We start from the raw sequence: 26,193 nt of genomic DNA, 5'->3' as shown, positions 1-26,193 counted from the left end.
CGATGGGTTGTATTTACAGTTTTTCTATTTTGTTTTGCAATATTTACCGTTTAAGATGAGGTCTAGGCCTCAACCATAGTTAGCTATTTTTTCCAGCGAAGTCGCAAGCTATTACTGACAACACTTACACTGCTCAATGCCATTGCAGCTCCAGCTATCATCGGGTTTAAAAGGAAACCATTGATTGGATACAGAATACCTGCGGCGAGGGGAATCCCAATTAAATTATAAATAAAAGCCCAGAACAAATTTTGTTTAATCGTCGCGACCGTTTGTTTCGAAAGTCGAATGGCCTGCGGTATCTTCGTCAAATCAGATGAAATAATTGTCATTTTTGCTACATCCATTGCAATATCACTTCCCTTCCCCATTGCAATACTGACATCCGCGGTTGCTAAGGCTGTACTGTCATTAATACCGTCCCCAACCATAGCGACCACCTGCCCTCTTTGCTGCAATTCTTTAACAAAATCAGCTTTGTGCTCTGTCAATACTTCCGCTTTGTAATGCTGAAGACCTGTTTCCGCGGCAATGGCCCTAGCCGTAGCCTCGTTGTCACCAGTCAGCATATATAGCTCAATGCCCATGGCCTGCATCTCCTTGATAGCACGCACAGAAGTTTCCTTAATCCGGTCCGCAATGGCTATTACCGCTAACGCAGTATGACTGTTGGCAAACCAGATCACTGTTTTGGATTGATTTTCCCATTGGGTGCCATGTTCCATCAAATCCGTCGGAATTGTGATCCCATTCTCATCCAACAACCTGCGATTACCTACAGAGTACGTTTCGATTCCATCACTGCCTTTAACACCTTTCCCAGTAATACTTTCAATAAAGGATACTGGAGTAGCTTTTACATCTTTAAAATACCCGACTACAGCTTCTGCCAATGGATGCTCTGACTGTTTCTCCAGGCTCAACAAGATAACTTTCAAACTATCCTCATCATTTTTCCAATACAGGTCAGTGACCACAGGTTTTCCTTCCGTAATGGTGCCGGTTTTATCCAAAACAACTGTATTTACCTTTTTGGCCAGCTCCAGACTTTTCGCATCTTTAATTAAAATACCCTGCTCAGCTCCCTTACCCACTCCAACCATGATTGCTGTGGGAGTTGCTAAACCTAGTGCACAAGGACAAGCGATAACCAAAACCGTTACTGCCGCCAATAAACCCTGTACCAGATGGTTTTCTCCACCTAAAGTAAACCACAGTAGAAAAGTTAAAATAGCAATACCAATGACAATAGGAACAAATACAGCAGCAATTCGATCGACCAGTTTTTGCACAGGAGCCTTGCTTCCTTGTGCATCCTGTACCATTTTAATGATCTGGGCAAGCATTGTTTCCCGGCCAACTTTTGTAGCTTTGAACTGAAAACTGCCCTTCTGATTGATCGTCCCTGCAAATACCTGCTCATTGCCCATTTTTAAAACAGGGACCGGCTCTCCGCTTAACATACTTTCGTCAACATAGGAATTTCCACTGATAACAACCCCATCAACGGCGATCTTCTCCCCTGGTTTCACCAGAATAATATCGCCGGTATTAACGGCTTCTATAGCGACCTGACGCTCTGTTCCATCCGATTGAATGACCATCACCGTCTTAGGCTGCAGGCCCATTAGCTTTTTAATGGCGGATGAGGTGTTACCTTTAGCCTTCTCTTCCAGTAGTTTACCCAATAAAATAAAAGCAATGACGACTGAGGCGGCCTCAAAATACACATGTGCATGCAAGCCACGCTGATGCCAAAATTCAGCAAAGAGCATATTAAACACACTAAAGATGTAGGCTATTCCCGTGCTTAACGCAACAAGCGTATCCATATTTGCCGAACGATGTTTTGCCTGTTTCCACGCGTTGACAAAAAAGTCCTTGCCCAGCCAAAGAACTACTGGCGTGGAAAACAGCCACATAATAGGATTTGCGTACGGCATATCCATAAAGAACATACCTATCACGACCACGGGAAGCGAAAGTATTACTGCCCATCGAGTTTTGATTTTAAGCTTACGGAATTTCTCGGCGTGAATAGCCTCCAACGTTTCCTGCTGAGTAGATTCATCTTCGATTAATAAATCATAGCCACCAGCCTGAACCGCTTTCTGGATTTTTAAATGATCCGTAATATTAGGCAAATACTCCACCGTAAGGTTTCCTGTTGCAAAATTTACAGACGCATTGACAACCCCTTGTTCATATTTCGCCATACTTTCAGCGCTACTGGCGCAGGAGGCACAAGTCATCCCAAGAACTGGAAATGTTTTGGTTAATGTAGAAACACCATAACCAAGATCTTTGATCGTTTTACACTGCTAACGACGGCTTCACTATCCTTCGGTACGATAGCAGCTCTGTGGTTATTCAATTCCACCCGATAGCTCGCTAGGCCTTTAACCTGGGCTAGTCCTTTTCGACAATTGAATGCACAATGTTCGCTTTCAACATCTTCTAAAGGTAGATAAAACCGTATCCTTATAAATATCTGTCGCCATAACTTATTGTTTAATTTTACACAACAAATTTGGCCACAAATAAGATTAAAGTCATTACACAATTAAGGAATTGATTTGTAAAATTTACTCGATAATAAAATACGAAAGGTCAAGCTCAATGGAAAAAATCATATGGAGAACTCTTCTTAGCTTTCAATTTTCTCAACAAAACCATAGATAATATAATCACCCCGTTCTTCGAGTTTAATCTTTTCCATTCCACTCCAGCCGGATGCACTGGTATCTTCATCGATAAAATTTTGAATTCTGTCAAATGCCGACACCGATCTTTGTTTTCCCATCTCCATAGATTTGATATCTCGCAGAGGTCTGCCAGCTTACTTTTTTTCTAAATAACCGTAAACCTTCTCTTTTCAAAAAACCATACATTTCATTAGATAAATTCATATTCTCATTTGTTTTACGCGCCCACACTACTCACCTATTTTTTTGGTAGATGCTTTTTTGGTTTAAGGAATTACCTCAAGCCCTCTCGTTGGTTGATCTATTTAAGCTACATGGCTTTAATGGCTAAAGAAATGGTTTTTTGATGCTAAAATAGATGAATCTAAGATAACGAACCAGATGGAATACTACAATGAAGCTACTGCTGTTTCATCGTATTCAAATGCTATTTCGTCGAATTTTCCAGAAACACACAATAGAACTTCTTTCAATGTCCATGATGATCTGGCAGGCTCTGCAAACAAAGTCTACTACATCGCGAACATAAATAGCAACAGACACTATTTTTTTCGTCGAATAGATTCTTTAGTTCGTCTGATTCATTTTCAATTCTGTCGATATTTTTCGTTGTTCTTTTCCATAGCGAGCACATTTGTTTACAATTTAAACGTATAACTATGGAAAACATTGAAAATTTTTTAGCAGAGGATTTTGTACTGGATGTACAAACTGTCTGCGCGGTAGAACCGATCTCATTTTTTGATTTTGATGATATGGAACTGGTAACTATTAAGACAGTTACATCTTCAAAAGTAATATAAAAGAGGATAACGCTGTGAAGGCGTTCTGGTAGGCGCCTTACAGCAATCGTCTTCATTGCCTAATAAATAAAAAAAGAATCGAGTATATGACTTCACCCAAGCTTAAATGTATTCTCATTGAGGATGAACCACTGGCGACAAAAAAAATAGTTGAATACATTCACATGTTTCCAGATCTTCAATTGATTAAGATGGTTGAAGACATTGAAAATCCAGCATTATTTAGCCATGATCTAAAATCTGCAGACATCCTATTCCTCGATCTCATTGTTAGCGGCGGTAATATTAATACACTAGCCGAATTGATCGCTGATATTCCAATCCTGATCATCACCTCCGCCGTGTCACGTTGGCAATATCCAGAATTTATCAAAAACAGGAAGCATTTTGCGCTGCAAAAACCAATTTCGCCCCAGATGTTTCAGTCTTGTATAAAACAAGTCATGCAATACTAGTCCAACTAATTCATGTCATTATTCCACTTATCCGATTATTTTCTTCTGCGCACGCCGCTACTTCCAGCTGCATCTGCCGTTGATCTTTTAACGATAACTGAGCGACATGAAATAGAAGAGAAACTTCGTCATTTGTTTCAAATTGAGCAATTAAAAGAAGCCTTATTTCTGGCAAGCCCGGCCTTCTCGGCGGAAGTTCAAAAATGGCTTGAATACAAGAAAGAAAGCAGCTCAAAAATGATCGCTTCACTACTCAAATATGCGATTAGGATGAGCACCAGAAGTACGCCTTTCGGTTTATTCGCAGGGGTATCTTTTGGGAACATTGCCGTCTCCGAAAAAAAGGTATCGTTAATCAGGTCAAATGCAAATCAAGCTGTTTTAAAACTGGATACACCATTTGACAAAAATTATTGAACAGATATCAAAAGACAAAAGAATTTACAGTCAACTCTATTATCGTCTCAATCCCACCTTATACTTAGATGGTAAATATTACAAATATTATCAAAAAGTGACAAATGGGAAGAAAGGACAGCATATCCTGAAACGTATAAGGCTTACTCCAGTTTTGGATCGAGTCATCCAATACTTTGAACACAATAAGAGAACCAGCCACTATCAATCATTAATCGATCTGCTGCAAGGTCTTGGAGCATCGATAACGCATGCGGCCCTATTCGTCAATAACTCATCAGCCTTGGAATCATATCCTCTGAATTACAGCCCAATGTCATTGGCCGAGGTTATCTGGACAGCCTGATAACGACGCTTGAAAGAGTGGATAAGGAGGGAAATTATTTAAATCCTTTATTAACGATAAGAAAATGGCTTCATAGTTCTCAATCTGTCATTGAGATCCGAACCGCCATCCTTAAATTATTGCAGCCTTTGGCTCCAGACCTCGATATGACCAATTCGTTACAGGGGGACCTTCTCATAGGATGGACGAAAACAATTTATCAGATACCGCATTAGATCACATAAGAGATCAATTTCAGGATTTACTACCACTTTGCAGCCAGGCTAAGTTAACAGATTTTGATCGGTTTAGAGCTGCGTTCTCTGTTAAATATGAAGATAGAATGGTTCCGCTAACGACAGCTCTAGACCCCGATATTGGGATTGGTTACGGACGTCAAGAAGGTGTTTACAATATAACGGATGAAATACTCGGGGAAGTTAACAACATCACCCCGGCGGGCGAAAAAAAATATGGCGACCACCATTATCAAGATCTGGTCATTGAAAAATTTGTAGAAAGTGTAAAAAATCAATTCACCGAATTCAGCTGACCAGCGAAGATCTAGATCATATCGCTAAACAACGTAAACAAACTGTCAATAGATCCCTTCTTCATGCTATGCCATCGGCAATCTCCTTAGAAGTTCATGTCAGGAAAACTTATTCTTCAATCTGGTTACCATTGGTGGTTCGTCATCAGGAAACTTAATTTCCAGATTTGCACATCTGGATGAAAAATTGAATAACAAGTTGAAGGAATCTGCCGACACAGAGCAACAGCAGTTTCCAAATGCGATACTTGCCGAGATTTGTCATTACCCAGACAATAATGCTGGAAATATCATTTATAGACCTGCGCTGCGAAAAGCATCAATTTGTCTAAGCCCGACAATCGATAAAGAACAAGAGCAAATTGATGTTAATGACTTATACCTGTTCATCAAAGACCAGCGCCTAATCTTGTGGTCCAGGAAATTCAATAAAATGGTTATACCCCGTTTAACTACCGCCCACAATTTTGAACAGGGTATGAATATATATAAGTTTCTCGCAGATTTTCAGTTCCAAAATAATAGGTTGGATCTTTCCTGGAATTGGGGGATTATGAAGGAGCAGCCGAGACTCCCAAGAACAAGCTACAAAAATATTATCTTGTCTAGAGCACAATGGCGAATTCAAAAAATAGCGAAATACCCCAGTACCCCTCAGGCTTTCATAAAAAATATACAAGCGGAGCTAGCAATTCCTGCAATGGTCATCATCAGCAGTGGCGATAATGAATTGTTGATAAATTTAGACAATCCTTTTTGCATAGAAATCGTATTGGATCATATGTGCAAAAGAGAGATCATATTAACCGAATATATCCTGAATGACTATTCATCAGTAGTCTGCGATAAAGATGGACATATTTTTGCCAACGAAATCATTATTCCAATAGAATCACAGCAGGAGACTTTCACAAATGAATCAGCCCCTCAAGAAAGTAACCTAAAAAGATGCTTTCCCTTGGGCAGTGAATGGCTTTACGCCAAGATCTATTGTGGTTTACATGTTGCAGACACCTTGTTAAAGGAAATTTTCCCCCTAATCGTAGCGACACTTAATCAACAAGATGTCCTAAAAAAATGGTTTTTTATACGCTACGACGATCCATCGCCCCCCATTCGATTTAGAGTTGAGCTTTCAGATCCAAGCCAGTATTATTTCGTTATATCCACGCTTAATACCCTATTGGAACAGTTTATTAAAGATGGACAGATATCAACGCTATCCTTTGACACTTATACACGGGAGATTGAACGATATACACCATTTTGTATGGAACTTAGTGAGGAGCTATTCTATCAACAGAGCGAAACGGTACTGAAGGTTATCCAACAAAGTACTTCAATCAATGATCGATGGCGCCTGGCTTTCGAAAATATTGAGTCGCTATTAGAAGCTGCAAAATTTACACTGATCGAGAAAAGAGATTTCTGCCTACAGATGAATACCCTTTATCAGCAAGAATTTGATAATAATAAAAACCTTTGGATTCATCTCAACAATAAGTTTAAAGAGAAAAAGACTGGTTCGACAAACCTTTAGACAACCCTGAAGAATCGAAAAAGAAACTAAATGCACTTCAATACAGCATATTTAACACCTTACGGAGTCATACCGATCAAGATGAATTCAAGTCAGCCCGAACATCGTTACTATCAAGCTACATTCATATGTTCATTAACCGATTGTTCATGTCCGATCAACGCTTACATGAACTTGCTGTTTACCATTTTATGGTTGGCTATTATAAAATGCAAATTGGGAAACAGAAAAAACGTATAACCTATGAACCCGATAAATTATATAAGTCCCATCTTCGCGAAGAGCTGATTACGATATTGTAAACCAATACCGAGTTCTGTCCCATTTTTCAGAATGACTTTACTTGCCTCAACACCCTTGATCTGTTTGATATTGACAATATAGGATCGATGCATACGAGCAAACATATCCCAAGGCAGTTCTGCTTCCATATCTTTCATTGTCGACAGCAAAGTCTGCATACCTTCTAACGTATAAATTTGAATGTAATCCCCCCAGGCTTTTAGATAGAAAATATCTGCAGGATCTATAAAAATAGTTTTGTTCCGATCCTTTATCTTAATCGCTTTTCTTTCACCCTGTGCCCTCTTCGAGAAAACAAGATTGCCTTTTGAACTTTTTCAATTGCCTTGATCAATCGCTCTTCCGTCAGGAGTGGCTTTAAGATATAATCGATTACTTCCAATTCAAACCCATCAACAGCATACTCATAATGCCCAGTTATAAAAACAACAAATGGTGGATGAGCAAGTCCTTTGAGAAAGGTAATTCCATCCATTTCAGGCATATCTATATCTGACAAAATGAGATCTACCTCTTGCTGCCTTAAAACGTCAATTGCTTGCAATGGGTTTTCAAATACACCCAATATTTCGATCAGGCCTAATTTGGAAACTAATTTCTCCAGGCGACCTCTCGCAATAGGCTCATCTTCAATAAGGATAGTTTTAATTCTATTCATAAGTACTTCGCAACCCGCTGCTTTGGTGCTACGGTTCTGTTTCCGAATGTAAATTTACAACAAGATTAACACTAAATACACCCTCATGCGACTTTATTTTCAAATTATGATGATGAGGATAATGAAGTTCCAGTCGCTTTTTTACATTTTCTATCCCTAATCCGCCGATATAATTTTCTGGTTTTGAAAGTTCCCTATATGCATTAGCCACGTGCATATACACCTTGTCATCCTTCACCTTAATGTCTATGGATATCCATCCCGCCGAAGAACTTAGCCGAGGTCCGTGTTTGAATGCATTTTCTACAAACGGAAAAAAGATCAAAGGAACCATCATGCAGCTTTCGTCTTCAGCCGCCAAATTTAGATTGATCTGCACGGTCTCGCTATAGCGTAACTTTTCCAATTCAACATAATCCTTTAGCAATTGAAATTCGCGACTAATTTCTATCCTGGGTTGATTACTTTCATGCAGTAAATACACCATCATACTGCTTAAACGCATCATACTTTCGCCGCCTCTTTCATCATGATCGGATACCAGCACATAGATGCTATAAAGTGTGTTAAGTAAAAAATGTGGATTAATCTGGTATTTTAGAAAAGCAAGTTCCAACTGGACATTGTTCAACTCAAGTGCTGAATTTTTCAATTCGAGTTTCATTTTTGAATTTCGGACAGACATAAACGCCTGTACAATTTTTACGGTCAAAGGCAGGGCCACCAGAAAAATAAAATCCAACAAATAATCGCTAATGGAAGAAAGGCGAAAAGCACCGAAGATTCCTTGACTTAGTATTATTTCAAGATAGCTTGACAGGCGAACATCTGGTGTTAGATATTTCAATGTTAATAGGGCTGCAAAATAACTTAGAAACGACCACCAGGCATAAATAAACAATAACCACAATATACACAACACAAACTTTCCAGGAATAAACCAGCGCGGAATGATGACATACGCTGTTACATAAAATATGGTCAACAAAGAAAATACGTCCTTTACAAACAAAATCCAGGAATTATCAATATCTATCCGCTGATAGGAAATGAATTGCATTCCCAAAACCAAAAACCAAAAACACAAATGAAGAATAATACGTTTTCCCGTATTGTAATTTTGGAAAAACCTGTTCATAGATAGCATACTTTTCGATAATATCAGTCTAATATAATGATATCCTTTAGTCTGTGGTAGTCTGACTTGCTATGCGAGAACGCAAAAAGACATTTCTGCGACAAAAAACAACAACCTATAACGCTAACAATCTGAATATATCTCAATTAAGATCTGAACAAACCAAAAAATAGAATTACGTAGAAAAGAATAAAATTGTAACAAATATATTGCTTTAAATTTTCAACCATAAATTGTCCATAAAATGAACGATTGATGGGGTTGGCAAAAAATTTATTGCGATCTTCCGTATATTTAATTTTATAGAACCCACATAAACAACAATTAGATGTCAACTACTTTTATGCAGCTTTGGTTATATAATAACTGGGCCAATACAGCACTCCTGGATAAATTGAAAAGTGAAGGCGAAAATGTACCTCATTCTTGCATACGGCTCTTTAGCCATATTGTCAATGCTCAGATTATTTGGTTAAGTCGATTAACTGGTGAAAAACCACCTGTTGGTGTTTGGGATGAGCACAGTATCATCGATTGCCAAAGGTATCACGATTTAGCTTCTGAAGGATTTAGGCAGCAAATTCGGCGCAGAAATGATACGGAGGATGAAATTGTCAATTATACAAACACACAGCATCAGGCTTTTCATAACAAGGCCAACGACATTCTGTTACACGTCTTTAATCATGGCACCTATCACAGGGCGCAAATAGCAAGCGAAATGCGAAAAAATGGCATTGAACCTGTCAACACAGATTATATCACTTTTGTTCGCACATAACAGTACTGTCATCAGACGCCGCCGTGGTCTGATGACAAACGAAGTAGTTGCAGTTGGCGGACTAGACGTTCTATAATATCGGAGAAGACCTTAAATTTGAAACAAAATGAGTTACAAACATATCTTTAAAGCGTCCTTGGCTTGGAATCATCCTGAACAGCCTAGTGTTGTAGGTTCAAAAATTTATACAAAAAGCCATCACATCGCGATCGAGGGGAAAGCTGACCTGCAAGTTTCCGCAGCAAAAGCATTCAAGGGTGACCCTGCATTGTACAATCCGGAAGATTTGCTGCTGAGCAGCCTGATTTCTTGCCACATGATGTCCTATTTATACGTCTGCTCGAAAAATAGCATCGAGATTTTATCCTATAAGGACAATGCTATCGCTACCCTGGAAACGGATGGAGATGGAAGTGGTCGTTTTACAGAAGTTATATTACACCCCGAGGTTCTCATCACAGATGAATCCCAGATAGAACTTGCTTTATCCTTACATACCCAAGCAAATAAACTGTGTTTTATTGCGAATTCATGTAATTTCACGGTGCTGCACCATCCCAAATGTCAAGCGATTTAACCAGAAATGGGCACGCTATCGAAAGAAAAAAGCTCCCTCTTTTCGATTTGTTAACGCTATCGAAAATGCGACACTCACCACAAATTAGTAATTAAATAACAAACAAGTTTTTAAGGATTTCATTACTTTTAAATCATGATGGAAAATTCCAAGAAAAAAGCAGCAATCGGATTCATATTTATTACACTACTAATCGATATTACGGGTTGGGGAATCATTATTCCTGTCGTCCCTAAACTTATCGAGGAATTGATTCATAGCGATGTCAGTGAAGCGGCAAAATATGGCGGTTGGCTCGGCTTTGCCTATGCTTTCACGCAATTCATCTGTTCTCCCGTCGTTGGTAACCTCAGCGATAAATATGGCAGAAGGCCAATTATATTGATCTCACTTTTTGGCTTTGCGGTAGACTACATCTTTCTTGCCCTCGCACCAACTATAGGTTGGCTATTCTTAGGACGCGTTATCGCCGGATTGACAGGTGCTAGTTTTACAACGGCAAGTGCTTATATCGCCGATATATCTACGGATGAAGATCGGGCAAAGAACTTTGGCTTGATAGGCGCTGCATTTGGTCTAGGCTTTATCATCGGCCCAGTTATTGGCGGTCTGCTCGGTCACTATGGTGCCAGGGTTCCCTTTTATGCGGCCGCAGGACTGTGTATGCTAAACTTTCTATATGGCTATTTTATCTTACCTGAGAGCTTAGATAAAGAAAAACGTAGAGCTTTTGAATGGAAACGCGCAAATCCAATTGGATCCTTTAAGTTTCTTGGAAAACATCCAGAAATATCCGGATTAATCGTTGCCTTAATTTTAATATATATCGCAGGCCACGCAGTTCAAAGTAACTGGAACTTCTTCACCATGTATAAATTCGACTGGACAGAAAGAATGGTGGGTATCTCATTAGGTGTTATTGGATTATTGATTGGATTGGTTCAGGGCGTTTTAATTCGATGGACAACGCCCAAACTTGGTGAACAAAAAAGCATTTTCTATGGATTGACCCTGTATGCTATTGGACTACTGTTATTCTCGTTTGCAAGCGAAGGATGGATGATGTTCGTCTTCCTTATCCCCTATTGCTTGGGTGGTATTTGTGGACCAGCTCTTCAGTCTGTTATTACAAAAAATGTTCCTTCAAACGAACAGGGTGAACTTCAAGGTGCACTAACAAGCTTAATGAGTGCAACATCGATTATTGGTCCACCAATGATGACAAACCTATTTTATTATTTCACCCATGACAAAGCACCATTTAAATTTTCTGGCGCGCCGTTTTTCTTAGCATTTATCCTGATGACGATTAGTGTGATCATTGTCTATAATGCTTCTCGCAAAAAGAGAAATCAGCAAATAAATCTTTAAACCTGATTGATCAGTCTGCACTATTTTCATCTATCTTCCTCTAAAACTCAACTGGCCTATGCATTTAAGAACAGCATAGGCCAGTTGAGTTTTAGAGCTTTGACTTTAAACGGCTCAATGTCTCCTGTGAAATATTCAGATAGGAAGCAACTATTCTATTGGATAGCCTTCTGACAACCATTGGATTTTCATCCAACAATAAACGATATTTTTCAAGGGCATCTTGCATTAAAAATGACATCAGACGCTTTGTATTTGTTACATAGGCAATTTCCAAATAGAGACGGTAGAACTTCTCCCACTGTGGAATAAGGTCCAACAAATGATAAAAATCCTTATGACTTATATAGTAGATTTCAGTAGGTTCCAAAGCCTGAATGAATTCTTCGGACTCTTCTCCTGTAATAAAACTGACTAATGCGGTTGCAAACTGATTCTCAAAGGCAAAGTAGCGTGTTGCTTCTTGTCCAGACTCATTAATAAAAAAAATACGTAAACACCCCTTGGTCACGAAAAATGAGCGTTGGCTTATTTCACCATTGGCCAACAAAAACTCATTTTTCTTTAGCTTTAAAGGCTTAAAATATGAGCGTATTAGATGTAATTCATCTTCTGTTACCGTAATTTTACTCGTGATATAGGATATCAATAGCTCATCCATTTTAATTGCTGTTCTAAATTAATTTCCAGCAAAACTAATAAAATTGGATTAACAGTAACTAATTCAAGAACTAGATCGGCTCATTTAAATTCATAAGTTCACTTTCTGCATGCCCCACTCTCCAGTATGCGCAGGCATATAGGTCTTGTGAAGTTCTCCCTTTTTCCTCCCGAAAGTAATGACGTAATTCTTTCACAATGGCATACTCCGCAGCAATAAAGATATAACTCGTTTGATCATCCGCCCTAAAGTCGGCTTTTTTAACATATTCAGCGAGATTACTCCCTTGTTCTGGTGTCTGATTATAACACCATTGTATGAGTGCACTGCAGGCTGAGGACAATACAAGCTCGTCTTCTTTTGCCGGAATCTCAATAATTACTTTTGCTCTAGCCGTCGCTGGAAGCTCTTCTAATATTGCAGCAATAACCGGTAAAGCTGTTGTGTCTCCAACCAGCAGGTAACAGTCTACCTGGGGAACCAATTTTCTTTTGCTCTCCTTCATGCCAATTTCCAATTGATCGCCCTTTTCCGCCTTGATTGCCCATGCAGATGCAGGACCGCTATCACCATGAACAACAAAATCGATATGCAATTCTCTGTTAGAAAGATCTATTTTACGATTGGTGTAAGTTCTGACGACTACTTCTTGCGCATTGTGCTGTAACGGAACGAAAAGCTTGTTATTTGAACCCGAACTGACTTCGGCCAATAACCCGAGCTGCTCATCGGTTAAATCAAATATTACCCTGATAAGATGTGGTGTAAGGTACTCTTTTCGGCCAACGCGGAATAACGATCTTATTTTTTTAGTGTTTGTCTGATTCATATACTGTTTTTCGATGATTACTATTTAGCTTTCTATAGGTAACAATATCCTCAATAGATAATACGGTAAGATTATGTTTCAGTCCGAATGCTGAGACCTCATTCAAACGCGCCATTGTCCCATCCTCATTCATCAATTCACATAAGACAGCCATCGGTTCTAAACCCGCCATAAGCATCAAATCGATACTGCCTTCTGTATGACCATCGCGACCCAATACTCCGTTCGCGTGCGCCCGCAAGGGAAAGATATGACCTGGGCGAACAAGGTCCCCCGGTTTGGCATCCTGCGCACAGGCCGCTCTTATTGTGGCAATTCGATCGGAAGCCGAGAGCCCCGTAGTTGCCCCTATCTTTGCATCGATAGATACTGTAAATGGCGTTTGGTAAGGACTTGAATTAGCTGACACCATATAAGGTAAGTCTAATTCATTCGCTTTCTCATGGGTGAGACAAAGACAGACAACACCACTACAATACCGGATCATTTGTACCATATCCGGTATGCTCATGTTTTGGGCAGAGAAAATAAGATCCCCCTCATTCTCTCGATCTTCATTATCGATAAGAAGAACCCCTTTACCGGCCTGTAAATCCTTTAATGCCTTTCTACTCTTGCTATGGGATCATCCCCAAACATTGTTAACAAATTTTTCATATCATTCTATATTATCCTGCCTCTTTCCGAATAACTGAGGCTGGCTTATTTGATGACAAAGATCTATCCATGAAAAACAATAAACATTGACTTAAGTCAAAAACAGCAAACACCTACAATTTCATTTCTTGATAAATATTTGCTGTCCATAAATCAAGTTCAAATTCCTTTTTCCTAACATCTTCCAAGGGATAAATCCCCTTTTGATAGCTTCTCACAAGTTCTTTTCGCTGCACTTGAATCATAGATAGTTCGATGTCAAAATAGCATGCTCGCCACTCATCCCTACAGATAATGTCTTTGATAGATCTCTTCATGTCGTTAGGTTCTTCCCTTTGATTTTGCAACTTTACTTGCATCTTTTGTACGACTTCTTGCACTAATGGTCTGTCGATTTCCAGACTTTCCAAATAGCTTAACGAACGCTCAATCAATAAATCGTTTAGTTCTTTCCCCTTATCCTGTTTGTTCGGCTTGGGAGTAATACGCTTAATAAGTTGAGGCAAACTAATTCCTTGAATAACTAACGTGAAAATAATGACAACAAAGGAAAGAAAGAGAACGGTATTTCGCTGTGCAATGAGCGAACCATTGTTTGCATATAAAGGCAATGCAAATGCGGTAGCAAGTGAAACAACCCCGCGCATACCCGACCAAGACAAAATAATATACTCCTTTCGAAATCGCCATTGAAAAGCTGCATCCTCTTTATCTTCCCGACAAGAAAACAGCGGAAAAAAGTAGGTCACAATTAAGCGTATCAGAATTAACAGACAGAAGATCAAGAAGCCGTACAAAGTCAGAACGATTATTTCTGAACGAGGTATTGCTTCAACAATGTGGGGAAGCTGCATGCCTAAAATCAAAAAAACGAGTCCATTTAGAATAAAAATAATGACATCCCAAAAATGGCTCATCTGTAAACGGCTTGCTGAGCTAAATAAGGAAAAGGAATTCCAGGAGATATACATACCTAAACTGACGACAGCCAGGACCCCTGAAGCGGCTAAATGTTCAGCAAGGCTATATGTCGCAAATGGTAACAACAACACAGCAAAGGTTTCGACATTACTATTGCCATGGAGAAAGCGATGTAATTTTACAAACCCATAACCGATCGACAAACCTATTGCCACTCCACTTATTCCCATTATCACAAACTGTAATCCAGCATTCCAAAATGAAAAACCACCACTTACCAATGCTATAATCGCACACTTAAATGCAATTAATGCGGATGCATCATTAAGCAGACTTTCCCCCTCAAGAAGCGTGATTAATTTTCTCGATAGGGGAAGATCCTTCGCAATGCTCGTCGCTGCTATCGCGTCCGGTGGCGAAATAATTGCCCCTAACGCAAAGGAAATCGCCCAGTTAAATCCTGGAATGATCGAATGAACAACAACTGCAATAACAGTCGTTGTAATCAATACCAGTCCGACTGCCAATAAAGAAATCTTAGAAAATTGCCGTTTGAAATCCGGAATAGATGTATTCCAGGCTGCATCAAACAAAATTGGCGGCAAAACTATATTAAAAATTATATCGGGATTAATCGCCAATACCGGAAAGCACTGTGCCAAACTCAATATAAGTCCCACGATAACCAATAAAATGGGGAGTGCTAGTTTTAAACGGCTCCTAACTGATGTGATCACAATTAAAATAATAGAAATCCAAATAATATGCTCGAGTTCTGTCATTTGATAAAAAATTTAAGTCCCAAAACTAATCGCCTCGCAACTGAAAAACCATGACTTAAGTCAAAAAACAGCAACACAATAGCTAATCCAGTACATAATTATCGAACTTCTGGATCAATTTAGGTTAATCAAACTTCAATTCTTCAATTCATGGATCGAATTCTTCAATTCCTCCATTACTGATCGCTGTAAATTTGCAGCCAAGGAAATAAAATTCAAAATGATACATACAACAGACATAACAAATCAAAACATAGAGTTTCACGTAGACTCAAAGCGGCATACACCTGTACTTACGAAGCCCCTTTTATGGCTTATTACCTTGACAACGGGAATAGTGGTCGGCAACAACTATTATAATCAGCCGCTTTTGGGATTGATGGCAAAAGACTTTCACGTTAGTGAAGCTACAATTAGCATGATTGCTATGCTCACACAGATCGGTTTTGCAACCGGGCTGCTCTTTATCGTCCCTTTGGGAGATATGATAAAAAGAAAGAAATTAATATTAACCATATTTCTGCTGATCGTAGTCTCCTTATTGGCTATGGTCTTAGCTCCCACCCTCGAGTTGCTCTATATCGCAAGCTTTATGGTTGGATTCAGCTCTGTCGTTCCTCAAATGCTCGTTCCCCTCACGGCCGAACTAGCTGCTCCCGAAAAACGCAATTCATCAATCGGAATGGTCATGAGTGGCTTACTATTGGGTATTCTGCTTTCCCGTGTCGCAGCTGGATTTATTGGCGATATCTGGGGATGGCAAGCAATCTATTATATAGCTATAGCATTAATGGTTTTATTCATGTTATTATTAGCTTTCGCACTACCTGATGTAAAACCGACATTTCAAGGTACTTATCTCCAATTAATGCACTCCTTGGTCCATCTGACAAAAACTCAACCGGTATTACGGCTATCTGCACTCAGAGGGGCTTTAGGCTTTGCTGGATTCAGTGCTTTTTGGATTACATTAGTATTTCATTTACAGGAAGCTCCTTTCTACGCAGGCTCTGCCGTAGCGGGATCCTTCGGATTAATAGGGGCTGTTGGCGCGCTGGCAGCATCAGTGGTCGGCCGGATTGCAACGCGTGTTTCTACGTATACCATTATTCTTGGTTCCATATTTATCCTGCTATTGAGCTGGATTTTATTCTACATCGGAGGGAATAGCTATATCGGATTAATAACAGGTGTAATCTTAATCGACCTGGGTTTACAATCCATGCATATCAGCAATCAATCTGCTTTTTTTCCTTAAATCTAGGGGCAACCAACCGACTAAATACAGTCTATATGTTTAGTTACTTTGCCGGTGGATCATTGGGTAGTTACTTGGCTTCCCTGGCTTGGAAATACTTTCAATGGAATGGCGTGGTATTGACCGGCTTTTGTTGTACACTACTGGTCCTCATCGTGCATGTCGGCTATGATAGACGACCAAAAAACTTTTCTTAGTCGTTGAGCACGACAATCCCAAGAAATGCAAGTTAACGGACATTTTGATTTCCATACATGGCCTACATATTAAGGATATAAGCCATGTATGGAAATTTATTTCATTTATTCAAGTACGCCAAACTTGCCAGCTTGAAAATCTTCAAAGGCTTGGTAAATCTCCGCCTGTGTATTCATTACAAATGGGCCATAACTCACGATAGGTTCATCAATGGGTTCACCACTTAACACAAGTAAAACTGCATTCTTATTTGCCCTTATCGAAATCTCTTCACCATCATGACCAAATAAGACAAAGCTATGCTCCTTAGCAAGTTCACCGTTGACTACAACCTCGCCATTCACAACGAGCATCGCTGTATTATGATTTTGTGGAACCAAAAAGTTCGTTTCATGCTGTTCTTCCAATTTGATGTCAAACAGATTGACAGGGGTATAGGTGCTCGCTGGTCCAACCATATCCTGAAATTTCCCCGCGATGACATTGACTACCCCTGCCGCATCGGGCAACACGACTTTCCCCTTCTGATCGGCAGTAATTGCCTGATAGTGCGCCGCTGTTGATTTATCTTTCGCTGGTAAATTAACCCAGAGCTGAACCATTTCAAATAATCCGCCTTTCTTTGAAAATTCCTCTTCATGGTACTCTTTATGCAATATGCCAGCGCCGGCAGTCATCCATTGTACATCACCCGGACGAATAACACCGCTATTCCCCGAACTGTCATGATGGGCTACACTACCTTTGTAGGCGATAGTCACGGTTTCAAATCCTTTATGCGGATGTACATCCACGCCTCTAATATGATCCGAAGGTCCAAAATCAAATGCTGCATTGAAATCCAGTAAAAGAAATGGACTCATCCTCTTTTGGGAAATCCCATTCCCTGGTATCATATTAAATACACGAAATCCATCTCCTACCATGCCAGGTTGAGCTGGACGTTGGAAAATTCTTTCAATTGATTTTTTCATGTTATAATCTCCTTTTTTATCGTTCTTGATGAATTTAAGTTGAAGCCTAAATGATCACTTCATTTTAAATTGCTATCTCAAAGGTACGACAAGAAGAAGTCTGCTTCCAACAACCTAGATTAAGGCGTAAACTTAACCTAGATTAAGTTTATAAGAAAGATACCGCTAAAACTAGGAATTCCCACATTTTCTGGATGCCACAGAAATGTGTAACTTAAATAAAAATCATAGACCAAGTATATTTATGCACGTAAACAATACCACCGCATTAACAAAATTCTATCGTCACATTTGGTCACGTCCAATGCTATTACTCCTGCTATTCATCTTTTCATACCTCGTAGTACATGCGCAAGCCAATAGTAAGGCTAAAGTGAAACCAAACTGGAATGAGATCCTTGAGGAACAACTATTTCCAAGCAAAAAGCTCCAAGATTCAACCTTCCATTTTCAGGGCAAATATGAAGAAAAATTTATCACAACAGCAGATCATGTTAAACTCCATGGGATCTTGTTTAAGGCAGACAAGAGCAAAGGACTAATTTTCTATTTGCATGGCAGTAATGGGGCGGTAGACACTTGGGGTAAAATTGCGAATATCTATACTGATAACGGCTATGATCTTTTTATGTTAGACTACCGAGGTTACGGAAAAAGTGAAGGTAAAGTAACCAATGAAGAACTACTTTATAGTGATCTGCAAATAGTCTATGATAACCTGAAACAACATTATCCGGAAGATCATATCATCATAATTGGTCAATCGATGGGTACAGCACTGGCTTCAACTATTGCTTCGCATAACGCCCCAAAAATACTTATTCTTCAGGCACCTTACTATAGTTTTGAAGATTGGACGCAACATATCGCTCCTGAGCTCGATACAAGCGGGCTCCCCTTTCATTTCGACAATGCTTCGGCATTACAAAAAGTAAAATGTAGAACGATCATCTTCCACGGAGACCAGGATAAAGCCGTCTATTTTGACTCTTCCATTAAACTGAGTAGATTCTTTAAAAAACAGGATAAATTGATTCGGTTGGCAAAGGAGGGACATAATGATTTTTCTAAAAATAAAGACTATCTGCATGCGATTGCCAAGCTATTGCGATAGTCTCATTTTATACCAAAAATACACTATGCCCCTTCCCGAATTTTATACATTAAATTCGGGATAAGGAAAACCCTTTCCTTTTTCACAGAAAAATTTTAAACTCCTGAAAAATAGTGCCCAATCAAAACTACAGGAAGCGAATTCCGCACTATAATTTGTCCAGCCATCATGGTGAAACAGCAGCATACATCCCTTTTGCTGAGGTTCAAGTTCAAAGGTCAGTGTCGTTCCAATCCATTCCTCAAATGCCTTGACACAGCGCCACTCGACCCTGGAATAAGGCTTCAGCGCAATAACTTCCATATTTTTAAAATAGCTGGGACCAAATCCAAAGCGCAGGATCGCACCAATCTCTGGCTTTGCCTTCGTATCTGGTGTCCACCAGCCTGCTAGTCCTTCCGCCGTTGTAAGCGCCTTGTAAACAGTCTCTACCGGAGTTTCAATTAACAATCTATGGTAGATACTTTTTGTCCCAGGATCATGTGGTATGCGATTCTCTTCCATAGCGTCCAGCGCTATTTCCTCCTTTGGAGTAGGCTGTCCCATCCCCGTTAAAATCAATTGTCTTAGGCTGTCCGCTATGTAATATGTCCAGGCATCATGACATACCTTGTAACATTCCATCTGGGAATTAAGCCCACGATGGGTGAAATGTAATGTAGTTGTACCTACATCTTCAACAATATCGAAGATAATGGAACTATTAGTCCATTCCCGTTCATCCTGGGTAAATTTAAAATAGTTTTCGAGGACCCGCCAGGCTACTTTACGATCTGTTTCCATCGTTTCTATTCGTATTCGACAACGATGTACATCCTGATAATGATATATAAACTCATCATGCAAAGCAGCAGTTGGCCCTTCAATATTTTGAGACCACCATCCACGGACATTATTGATTGCTTCAAATACGCGTTGAGCACCTGCATCAACGGTAATACTCATTTTAAAATCTTCCTTTTTCATCATTCTTCGTATTTTTAACCATTAACTCATACTTCTTATCTTCCTATACCTCAATCGAATCAAATATGTAAATCTGAACATCATGATCATGAGGTGCCAAGATTCTTCGGTCAACTGCACACGCCTTTCCTTCTTCAGACGCAAATGCTATTTTAATCGCTGCTAAACTTTCAAAATATAAAGTTCCAATACAATACACATCGTTGTGTCCAGTCGTGGACATAATTCCACCTTTGGCCACTTCATAACGAATAAGTCCAGGAAGCGTTTTTGCCAAGGGAATATGGGTCTCAAAATAGTGTTTGTCAAAAAACTCCCTATTCGTAGGGGTCTTATATATTGCGATCATTCGTACCATCCTGTCGTATTAATTTAAATTTATAGATCAAATATAGTGGAGTTCAAAACACAAAAAGGGGTGTAAAATAGACATTCTCAGCGGTTGATTTAGACAAGTCGTTTCGGTATATTTGAATAGTATCAAATAAGCGTACTATCGTTTATTCAATCTTATAAACTTTCAACATGAAACACCTAACGATCTTAGTTCCAAACAGTCAGACAGGCCCTAATACCATATCGTGCATTATTGGAACATACCATGTATTCACCGAAGCGAACCGCTATTACGATCAACTGAACAGGGAGCCTATATTTATTATAGAATTAGCAGGAGTTTCTAAACAGAGTAACTTTGTCAATGGATTATTAACGGTCATGCCACAGAAAGATATCACTGCAATTCAAAAAACAGACCTCATTATTGTACCCGCTGTCATTTCCAATTTTACTGCAATAGAAGCTGGGAATAGCGTTCTTTCAGAATGGATATTACACCATCATGCCAAAGGAGCAAATGTAGCAAGCATGTGTACCGGTGCATATCTGCTCGCATCCACGGGACTTTTAGATAACAAAAGCTGCTCTATCCATTGGAAATCAGCAGCAAACTTCCATAAGCTCTTCCCCAAAGTCAACTTAAAAACTGAACAAATTATTACCGATGAGCAGGGAATCTATACCAATGGTGGCGGTTATTCCTTCCTCAACCTCCTCCTTTACCTGGTTGAAAAGTTTTACGACAGACAGACAGCGATTTATTGCTCCAAAATATTTCAAATTGATATTGCCAGACAAACGCAATCCGATTTTATGATCTTTAATGGTCAAAAGTCACATGGCGATGAAATGGTCATGCGTGCACAGGACTATCTCGAGAATAACTTCTCAGAAAAAATCTCCATGGAGAAGTTATCTGAAAAATTCACCGTCGGACGCCGGAATTTCGACCGTAGATTTATTAAAGCGACAGGTAATACACCTGTGGAATATCTTCAACGGATAAAAGTGGAATCGGCAAAAAAGGAATTGGAAAGCTCGCGGAAAACGGTAAATGAAGTAATGTACGCTATTGGGTATACTGACGTAAAGGCTTTTCGTGAAATATTCCGCCGGTTTACGGGACTATCCCCCCTTGAATATAAAAACAAGTACAATAAAACCGCAATAAAATAGAGGCTACATGAATTTTGATCCTATTCAGTTTTCCGATCTTCCCATAATTACAACGCTAAGTCCGGAAGGATGGGGCAATATCACGATCAAAATACAACACTATATAGAAAGCCCTTTTTGTTTTCCCATAAAACTCCTGGTCGATCAGAAAATTGTCGCCATAGGTACGACCATTATCCATAGTAACGTAGCCTGGTTGGGACATATTATCGTTTCTGCCGATGAAAGAGGAAAAGGCTATGGGAAACACATCACCCAAGAACTTATTCGTATAGCAAATAGCAAAAAATGCAAGAGCATCCAACTCATTGCAACGGATATGGGCGCACCAGTTTACACAAAACTCGGCTTTAAGGAATCTTCTTCCTATCTTTTCTTTGAGGATATACAGATCACTCAGCTTGAAGAACCGGACCACAGCATACAGCACTATCAATCCCGTTATAGCGAGCAACTTTTGGCACTCGACCAGAAAACTGCTGCCGAAAATAGACGGTTCGAAATAGAACCACATTTCACGGCTGGCTTTGTCTATGTGGAGAACGAAACTGTCCGCGGCTATTATCTTCCCACTTTGGGAGAAGGTCTTATTGTCGCCAATAAACAATCCGCCGGAATGGCTTTGTTAAAACTCTATTTAAGGCAAAATTCCAAAATTGTACTACCTCAAGAGAATACAACCACAGTTTCCTTCCTATTGAACCAACGAAATCCTATAAAACGCCGGGCCAAGCGCATGTACCTGGGGGAAAATATCGATGTTCAATTTAAGTCTATCTTCAATAGAATTGGTGGAAATATTGGTTAACATCAATTCTATTCGCTATTTTCTTAGGACCGACAACAAATTTCAAGACGACATGAAGGGTTATGAAAGTTGACCAACGGCATCCTCAAGAACTTCTTTGTTATCCATAGTCGGCTGCTTTTTGCTTCGTTGGATGTAACATAAAGAAATGACTATCCCTAATGCCGCCATTACCGCACCAACCAAAGCTGGAGAAGTGTAACCATAGCCTTGATTAATAGGCACACCACCTAAAAAAGCACCCAACGCATTCGCAATATTAAAACATGCAGGCCCCAGAGAAGCAACCAACATTTCAGCATCACTCTTTACCGAATTAAGCAATAATAGGGTTAACGAAGGTACAAGCGCAAAAGTAGTGACTCCGGTTAAAAAAGTCATCACCAAGGATATCCCAACGTTGTCGGACAGGCCATAAATAGCCAGCATACATAAAATCTGAACCACCAATACGGCTACGACCACCTTTGTTGGCGAAAAAGTATCCGTCAACTTCCCGCCGATCAAATTCCCCACAAACATACCCAATCCAGCCAACACCATAATATACGGCAGGTATTTATCAGCAATCCCAGACACTTCAGTCATCAGCGGAGCAATATAACTTATCCAGGCAAACAACGCCCCTGGGGCCACTGAAAATAATAAAACCATAAACCAGACATTCACATTGCGAAAAATGCCAAAGTCCTTCCAGGGATTATTTTTAGGTGCTGCTTTCATTTTAGGCATCCACAACTTTAAGGCTAACATGGTCAAAATACCGACGACAACAATCAATAAGAAAGTATAACGCCATGAAAAATGATGCCCTATATAGGTACCCAATGGAACCCCAAATAAATTGGCAACGGTCAATCCCGAATACATCGTCGCTACCGCCTGCGCTTCTTTCCCAGGATCGGCCAATCGACTAGCAATGACAGACCCTACACCGAAGAAAGCACCATGCGGCAATCCTGAAATAAAACGCGACACCAGCAAAAGACCGTAGTCTGGAGCAATCACAGATAATCCATTAAACAGGGTAAATAATCCCATGAGGGTAATCAGGGTTTTAAGGGGCGACAACCGATTCATAGCAACTACCAATAGTGGAGCACCAATAACAACACCCAAAGCATAAGCGGTAATGAGATAACCAGCTTCCGGAATTGAAACTTGCAGGCTTTGGGCAACGTCCGGTAACATCCCCATCATACTAAATTCGGTAATACCTATCCCTAATCCCCCTAGTGCAAGTGCTGATAAACTCTTCTTCATATATAAGTAAAATTATCAATACTGCAAATTTCTATCAGAATAATAAAATAAACAAATCATTTAAATAGTAAAAGGTATCATTAAACTAATAGCATCATCTTTGTCTCAATGAAAACAGCTATATTAGCTTGTGGTAAAAACGATCGTCGCAACACATACAAACCTTAACCATGAAATTGCATCATTATATTCTTACGTTCACCTTGTACGCATGTGTACCTTTTTGGGCATTGGCACAAAAAGAGCAGACAAAAAAGCATCCAAATATTGTATATATCATGAGTGATGACCATGGTTATCAAGCGATCAGCGCTTATGGTTACGGATTAAATGAAACACCCAATATTGACAGATTAGCAAAGGAAGGTGCCATTTTCACACGTGCGACCGTGACAAATTCATTATGTGCGCCCAGTCGGGCTGTACTTTTAACGGGAAAGCACAGTTATATGAATGGGAAAATTGATAATGAGGCAAAATTCGACTGGAATCAGGACAACTTTGCCAAGATTCTTCAAAAAAATGGGTACCAAACAGCATTAATTGGTAAAATCCACATGGATGGATTGCCACAAGGATTCAACTACTCCGCGGTACTTATCGACCAGGGCGAATATTATAATCCTAACTTCATTATCAATGGTGTGAAACAACAAATGCCAGGCTATGTATCGGATCTCACCACCGATATGACCTTAGATTGGATCGCTAAAAGAGATACTAGTAAACCATTCTGTGTGCTTTATCATCAAAAAGCGCCACACCGAGAATGGCTACCTGCTTTACGGCATATTCAACAATATACATCAAAAACCTATAAAGAACCGGACAATCTATTCGACACCTACGAAGGAAGAGGAACCGCCGCAAAAACCGCGGAAATGAATATCCTTAAACACATGAACTGGGCTGGTGACAATAAGATACCGCCTACGCTAATGGATGAATTGGGACTAAAAGAATATCTATCTTGGGATAAAGCTGCCTTTAATGGAAACTTAGGAAGAATGACCGCAGCACAACGTGCAACATGGGATTCAATATACAACCCAATTATGGCAGATTTTAAGATAAAATATCCCAGCATGTCCAAAGAAGACCTGATGCGCTGGCGATATCAACGCTATATGCAAGATTACCTGGGTACCGTTGCAGCGGTAGACGATGGTGTTGGACGCCTATTGGAATTTCTGAAAGATAATAGACTTGACGAAAATACCATTGTCATTTATACCTCAGACCAAGGATTCTATCTAGGTGAACATGGTTGGTTTGATAAACGTTTTATGTATGAGGAATCGCTTCGAACTCCCTTATTGATCCGCTATCCAGCAGAAATTAAAGCTGGCCAATCCTCAAAAGCACTTGTCCAGAATCTCGATTTTGCCCCAACAATCCTAGATTATGCAGGACTTGCAATCCCGAAAGATATGCAGGGAAAATCTTTTCGTGGCCTACTCAATGGAAAAGAAAAGCAATGGCGCGATGCCGTATATTACACCTATTATGAGTATCCTTCCATTCACATGGTAAAACGACATTATGGAATTCGTACCGAAAGGTACAAACTGATCCATTTCTATTATGACAAAGATGAGTGGGAATTATACGATCTAGAAAAAGATCCACAGGAAATGCAGAATGTATACCATGTACAAGGATACCACAACGTACGTGAAGAAATGCATCATAAACTGGACGAAGCGCGAGCCTACTATAAAGATTCCGATGAGAACGACAAAAAGTTTTTACCAAAGGTGAAACACTGATTTACTGGTGTATCAAGCCAGTAAATCAGTGTTGTTAAAAATTTAAACAGGGTTGAGTTTGAAATAGCGTCTCAAAATACGTCTAACATCTCTGTTCTCGGCCTTGAAGACGATGGCTTCTCGCTTTTTCTTTTCGCTAGAAACACGCTTATTGCAGTAGCCAAATCCTTTATACCGACCGTCCAACAAGTAAACAAGGCCCTTTTCATTGGGATTACGCCCTAAAAATTCCAAAAATATTTCGCCCAGCGGAAGCTCCGAAGAGACGACAAATTCCTGCACTCTTCGATTATAGTCTTCTGGAAGCTCCTGCGCAATACAAGCCCCTTGCAGGTCTTCAACATATACTGAAAACAATGTTTCGTATACGTCTGTAACTTGTTTATTTTTTGACACAGCTGATAAGCTTCCACTATATGAAATAATTGCTCCCGCCCCTCCTGGTAACTCGAAAAGTCATTAACTCTTCACGTTCGGGATCAAGTGTCTCAACCTGCAAGACTTGATAACCTGACGGATTCACAGCCAGATAAAGGCCAAATCCATAGTAAGTTCGACGCTGCGCTCGATTGTAGTAGGGTTGGTGTTTTTTGATCAGGTCAGATTCATACAATAACGCAAGTAATTCATGACCGGTCAGTTCAAATCCAACTCTGCAGGCTGCTCCTTGGATTTTACGTTCCTTAAAATCTGTACTTCTAAAATGCTGCAATAACCTATTTCTAATATCGATACTCTTGCCCACATAAATTAGCGCATCATGCTTATCATAAATATAATATACGCCGACTGCTGAAGGTACTCCTTCAAGCAATCCGGCAATTTGCTCTTTCGTCATTACATAAAAATCAC

The 26,193-nt window shown here is 39.7% G+C and carries 30 protein-coding genes and 1 pseudogene; 16 read left to right on the top strand and 15 right to left on the bottom strand.

The features are described 5' to 3' along the window. Nucleotides 1-83 precede the first annotated feature (83 nt). A pseudogene (locus DTA23_RS11505) lies at nucleotides 84-2,491 on the bottom strand (heavy metal translocating P-type ATPase). Nucleotides 2,492-2,647: 156 nt separating this feature from the next. Next, complete coding sequence (locus tag DTA23_RS27120; protein ID WP_172462393.1) at nucleotides 2,648-2,803, bottom strand: hypothetical protein; 156 nt, start codon at nucleotides 2,801-2,803, stop codon at nucleotides 2,648-2,650. 561 nt (nucleotides 2,804-3,364) lie between these two features. On the opposite strand from DTA23_RS27120, the gene DTA23_RS27115 reads away from it, so the two are divergent. The 7 genes from DTA23_RS27115 to DTA23_RS30375 all read left to right on the top strand — a co-directional run bounded on the left by DTA23_RS27115 (nucleotide 3,365) and on the right by DTA23_RS30375 (nucleotide 7,100). Continuing rightward, a complete protein-coding gene (locus DTA23_RS27115) occupies nucleotides 3,365-3,508 on the top strand; it encodes a hypothetical protein (RefSeq protein ID WP_159332940.1) in 144 nt (47 codons plus the stop codon). A gap of 86 nt (nucleotides 3,509-3,594) precedes the next feature. Next, on the top strand, nucleotides 3,595-3,963 hold the full coding sequence (locus DTA23_RS11500) for a response regulator (protein WP_070564280.1): 369 nt from the start codon (nucleotides 3,595-3,597) through the stop codon (nucleotides 3,961-3,963). 12 nt (nucleotides 3,964-3,975) lie between these two features. Then, complete coding sequence (locus DTA23_RS11495) at nucleotides 3,976-4,380, top strand: lantibiotic dehydratase (protein WP_112374778.1); 405 nt, start codon at nucleotides 3,976-3,978, stop codon at nucleotides 4,378-4,380. Further along, nucleotides 4,364-4,726 (top strand): lantibiotic dehydratase, encoded by a 363-nt coding sequence (locus DTA23_RS11490; RefSeq protein ID WP_172462392.1) that lies wholly within the window; start codon nucleotides 4,364-4,366, stop codon nucleotides 4,724-4,726. The genes DTA23_RS11495 and DTA23_RS11490 overlap by 17 nt, the downstream gene beginning before the upstream one ends. Nucleotides 4,727-4,907: 181 nt before the next feature. Further along, on the top strand, nucleotides 4,908-5,258 hold the full coding sequence (locus DTA23_RS11485) for a lantibiotic dehydratase (RefSeq protein ID WP_112374776.1): 351 nt from the start codon (nucleotides 4,908-4,910) through the stop codon (nucleotides 5,256-5,258). A gap of 52 nt (nucleotides 5,259-5,310) precedes the next feature. Next, nucleotides 5,311-6,798 carry a lantibiotic dehydratase gene (locus DTA23_RS11480; RefSeq protein ID WP_256603508.1) on the top strand — a complete coding sequence of 496 codons (1,488 nt, stop codon included), beginning with the start codon at nucleotides 5,311-5,313 and terminating at the stop codon, nucleotides 6,796-6,798. 47 nt (nucleotides 6,799-6,845) lie between these two features. Continuing rightward, complete coding sequence (locus DTA23_RS30375; protein WP_112374774.1) at nucleotides 6,846-7,100, top strand: lantibiotic dehydratase C-terminal domain-containing protein; 255 nt, start codon at nucleotides 6,846-6,848, stop codon at nucleotides 7,098-7,100. Here DTA23_RS30375 and DTA23_RS11470 read toward each other — a convergent pair. Genes DTA23_RS11470 through DTA23_RS11460 form a run of 3 tightly spaced genes read right to left on the bottom strand, consistent with a single transcriptional unit; the run spans nucleotide 7,056 to nucleotide 8,897 of the window. Beyond that, nucleotides 7,056-7,328, bottom strand: a complete 273-nt coding sequence (locus DTA23_RS11470; RefSeq protein WP_256603507.1) for a LytR/AlgR family response regulator transcription factor — start codon at nucleotides 7,326-7,328, stop codon at nucleotides 7,056-7,058. The two genes, DTA23_RS30375 and DTA23_RS11470, sit on opposite strands and share 45 nt — an antisense overlap. 23 nt (nucleotides 7,329-7,351) lie before the next feature. Next, nucleotides 7,352-7,759, bottom strand: a complete 408-nt coding sequence (locus DTA23_RS11465) for a LytR/AlgR family response regulator transcription factor (protein ID WP_112374772.1) — start codon at nucleotides 7,757-7,759, stop codon at nucleotides 7,352-7,354. Nucleotides 7,760-7,787: 28 nt separating this feature from the next. Further along, nucleotides 7,788-8,897: a sensor histidine kinase gene (locus DTA23_RS11460; RefSeq protein ID WP_172462391.1), complete on the bottom strand. Its 1,110-nt coding sequence runs from the start codon at nucleotides 8,895-8,897 to the stop codon at nucleotides 7,788-7,790. 328 nt (nucleotides 8,898-9,225) lie between these two features. Between DTA23_RS11460 and DTA23_RS11455 the strand changes: the two genes are divergently transcribed. The 3 genes from DTA23_RS11455 to DTA23_RS11445 all read left to right on the top strand — a co-directional run bounded on the left by DTA23_RS11455 (nucleotide 9,226) and on the right by DTA23_RS11445 (nucleotide 11,626). Next, entirely contained in the window at nucleotides 9,226-9,678 is a 453-nt protein-coding gene (locus DTA23_RS11455) for a DinB family protein (RefSeq protein ID WP_112374770.1), read from the top strand. Between the two features lie 106 nt (nucleotides 9,679-9,784). Further along, the gene (locus DTA23_RS11450; RefSeq protein WP_070564298.1) at nucleotides 9,785-10,255 is read left to right on the top strand and encodes an OsmC family protein; all 471 of its coding nucleotides are present in this window, start codon (nucleotides 9,785-9,787) and stop codon (nucleotides 10,253-10,255) included. A 135-nt stretch (nucleotides 10,256-10,390) separates the two neighbouring features. Next, nucleotides 10,391-11,626, top strand: a complete 1,236-nt coding sequence (locus tag DTA23_RS11445) for a TCR/Tet family MFS transporter (RefSeq protein ID WP_321167224.1) — start codon at nucleotides 10,391-10,393, stop codon at nucleotides 11,624-11,626. Between the two features lie 91 nt (nucleotides 11,627-11,717). Here DTA23_RS11445 and DTA23_RS11440 read toward each other — a convergent pair whose 3' ends face one another. From DTA23_RS11440 to DTA23_RS11425, 4 genes are all read right to left on the bottom strand, one after another. Further along, nucleotides 11,718-12,287, bottom strand: a complete 570-nt coding sequence (locus DTA23_RS11440) for a Crp/Fnr family transcriptional regulator (protein WP_070564302.1) — start codon at nucleotides 12,285-12,287, stop codon at nucleotides 11,718-11,720. A 70-nt stretch (nucleotides 12,288-12,357) separates the two neighbouring features. Further along, a complete protein-coding gene (locus tag DTA23_RS11435; protein ID WP_070564305.1) occupies nucleotides 12,358-13,116 on the bottom strand; it encodes a siderophore-interacting protein in 759 nt (252 codons plus the stop codon). Further along, on the bottom strand, nucleotides 13,097-13,681 hold the full coding sequence (ribB, locus tag DTA23_RS11430; RefSeq protein WP_083295864.1) for a 3,4-dihydroxy-2-butanone-4-phosphate synthase: 585 nt from the start codon (nucleotides 13,679-13,681) through the stop codon (nucleotides 13,097-13,099). Before ribB ends, DTA23_RS11435 begins: the two co-directional genes overlap by 20 nt. A gap of 205 nt (nucleotides 13,682-13,886) precedes the next feature. Next, entirely contained in the window at nucleotides 13,887-15,476 is a 1,590-nt protein-coding gene (locus DTA23_RS11425; RefSeq protein ID WP_112374769.1) for a Na+/H+ antiporter, read from the bottom strand. Between the two features lie 220 nt (nucleotides 15,477-15,696). On the opposite strand from DTA23_RS11425, the gene DTA23_RS11420 reads away from it, so the two are divergent. Next, nucleotides 15,697-16,734: an MFS transporter gene (locus tag DTA23_RS11420; RefSeq protein ID WP_236560193.1), complete on the top strand. Its 1,038-nt coding sequence runs from the start codon at nucleotides 15,697-15,699 to the stop codon at nucleotides 16,732-16,734. A 35-nt stretch (nucleotides 16,735-16,769) separates the two neighbouring features. Next, the gene (locus tag DTA23_RS29065) at nucleotides 16,770-16,931 is read left to right on the top strand and encodes a hypothetical protein (RefSeq protein WP_236560192.1); all 162 of its coding nucleotides are present in this window, start codon (nucleotides 16,770-16,772) and stop codon (nucleotides 16,929-16,931) included. Between the two features lie 105 nt (nucleotides 16,932-17,036). On the opposite strand, the gene DTA23_RS11415 is transcribed toward DTA23_RS29065, so the two are convergent. Next, nucleotides 17,037-17,906: a pirin family protein gene (locus DTA23_RS11415; RefSeq protein ID WP_112374768.1), complete on the bottom strand. Its 870-nt coding sequence runs from the start codon at nucleotides 17,904-17,906 to the stop codon at nucleotides 17,037-17,039. A gap of 244 nt (nucleotides 17,907-18,150) precedes the next feature. Here DTA23_RS11415 and DTA23_RS11410 point away from each other — a divergent pair, with 244 nt between their 5' ends. After that, nucleotides 18,151-19,020 carry an alpha/beta hydrolase gene (locus tag DTA23_RS11410; protein WP_159332938.1) on the top strand — a complete coding sequence of 290 codons (870 nt, stop codon included), beginning with the start codon at nucleotides 18,151-18,153 and terminating at the stop codon, nucleotides 19,018-19,020. 42 nt (nucleotides 19,021-19,062) lie between these two features. On the opposite strand, the gene DTA23_RS11405 is transcribed toward DTA23_RS11410, so the two are convergent. After that, nucleotides 19,063-19,989, bottom strand: coding sequence for an SRPBCC family protein (locus tag DTA23_RS11405; protein ID WP_236560191.1), 927 nt, complete (start codon nucleotides 19,987-19,989; stop codon nucleotides 19,063-19,065). Between the two features lie 40 nt (nucleotides 19,990-20,029). Then, nucleotides 20,030-20,335, bottom strand: a complete 306-nt coding sequence (locus DTA23_RS11400; protein WP_256603462.1) for an EthD family reductase — start codon at nucleotides 20,333-20,335, stop codon at nucleotides 20,030-20,032. 176 nt (nucleotides 20,336-20,511) lie between these two features. On the opposite strand from DTA23_RS11400, the gene DTA23_RS11395 reads away from it, so the two are divergent. Both DTA23_RS11395 and DTA23_RS11390 read left to right on the top strand, forming a co-directional pair. Further along, nucleotides 20,512-21,501, top strand: coding sequence for a GlxA family transcriptional regulator (locus DTA23_RS11395; RefSeq protein ID WP_112374766.1), 990 nt, complete (start codon nucleotides 20,512-20,514; stop codon nucleotides 21,499-21,501). A gap of 7 nt (nucleotides 21,502-21,508) precedes the next feature. Continuing rightward, nucleotides 21,509-22,309 carry a GNAT family N-acetyltransferase gene (locus DTA23_RS11390; RefSeq protein WP_070564323.1) on the top strand — a complete coding sequence of 267 codons (801 nt, stop codon included), beginning with the start codon at nucleotides 21,509-21,511 and terminating at the stop codon, nucleotides 22,307-22,309. 60 nt (nucleotides 22,310-22,369) lie between these two features. Here DTA23_RS11390 and DTA23_RS11385 read toward each other — a convergent pair whose 3' ends face one another. Next, nucleotides 22,370-23,572 carry an MFS transporter gene (locus DTA23_RS11385; protein ID WP_112374765.1) on the bottom strand — a complete coding sequence of 401 codons (1,203 nt, stop codon included), beginning with the start codon at nucleotides 23,570-23,572 and terminating at the stop codon, nucleotides 22,370-22,372. A 170-nt stretch (nucleotides 23,573-23,742) separates the two neighbouring features. Here DTA23_RS11385 and DTA23_RS11380 point away from each other — a divergent pair, with 170 nt between their 5' ends. Continuing rightward, complete coding sequence (locus DTA23_RS11380) at nucleotides 23,743-25,341, top strand: sulfatase family protein (RefSeq protein ID WP_070564330.1); 1,599 nt, start codon at nucleotides 23,743-23,745, stop codon at nucleotides 25,339-25,341. A 221-nt stretch (nucleotides 25,342-25,562) separates the two neighbouring features. On the opposite strand, the gene DTA23_RS31075 is transcribed toward DTA23_RS11380, so the two are convergent. Together DTA23_RS31075 and DTA23_RS11370 are read right to left on the bottom strand one after the other, a co-directional pair. Further along, on the bottom strand, nucleotides 25,563-25,754 hold the full coding sequence (locus DTA23_RS31075; RefSeq protein ID WP_502263821.1) for a hypothetical protein: 192 nt from the start codon (nucleotides 25,752-25,754) through the stop codon (nucleotides 25,563-25,565). Further along, nucleotides 25,754-26,179, bottom strand: coding sequence for a nucleotide excision repair endonuclease (locus DTA23_RS11370; RefSeq protein ID WP_112374763.1), 426 nt, complete (start codon nucleotides 26,177-26,179; stop codon nucleotides 25,754-25,756). The genes DTA23_RS31075 and DTA23_RS11370 overlap by 1 nt, the downstream gene beginning before the upstream one ends. Between the last annotated feature and the right edge of the window lie 14 nt (nucleotides 26,180-26,193).

The sequence above is a fragment of the Sphingobacterium multivorum genome, assembly GCF_900457465.1.
GTDB lineage: Bacteria > Bacteroidota > Bacteroidia > Sphingobacteriales > Sphingobacteriaceae > Sphingobacterium > Sphingobacterium multivorum.
The sequence above is the reverse complement of the archived record's forward strand: the minus strand, read 5'-3'. Positions and strand labels throughout refer to the sequence as shown.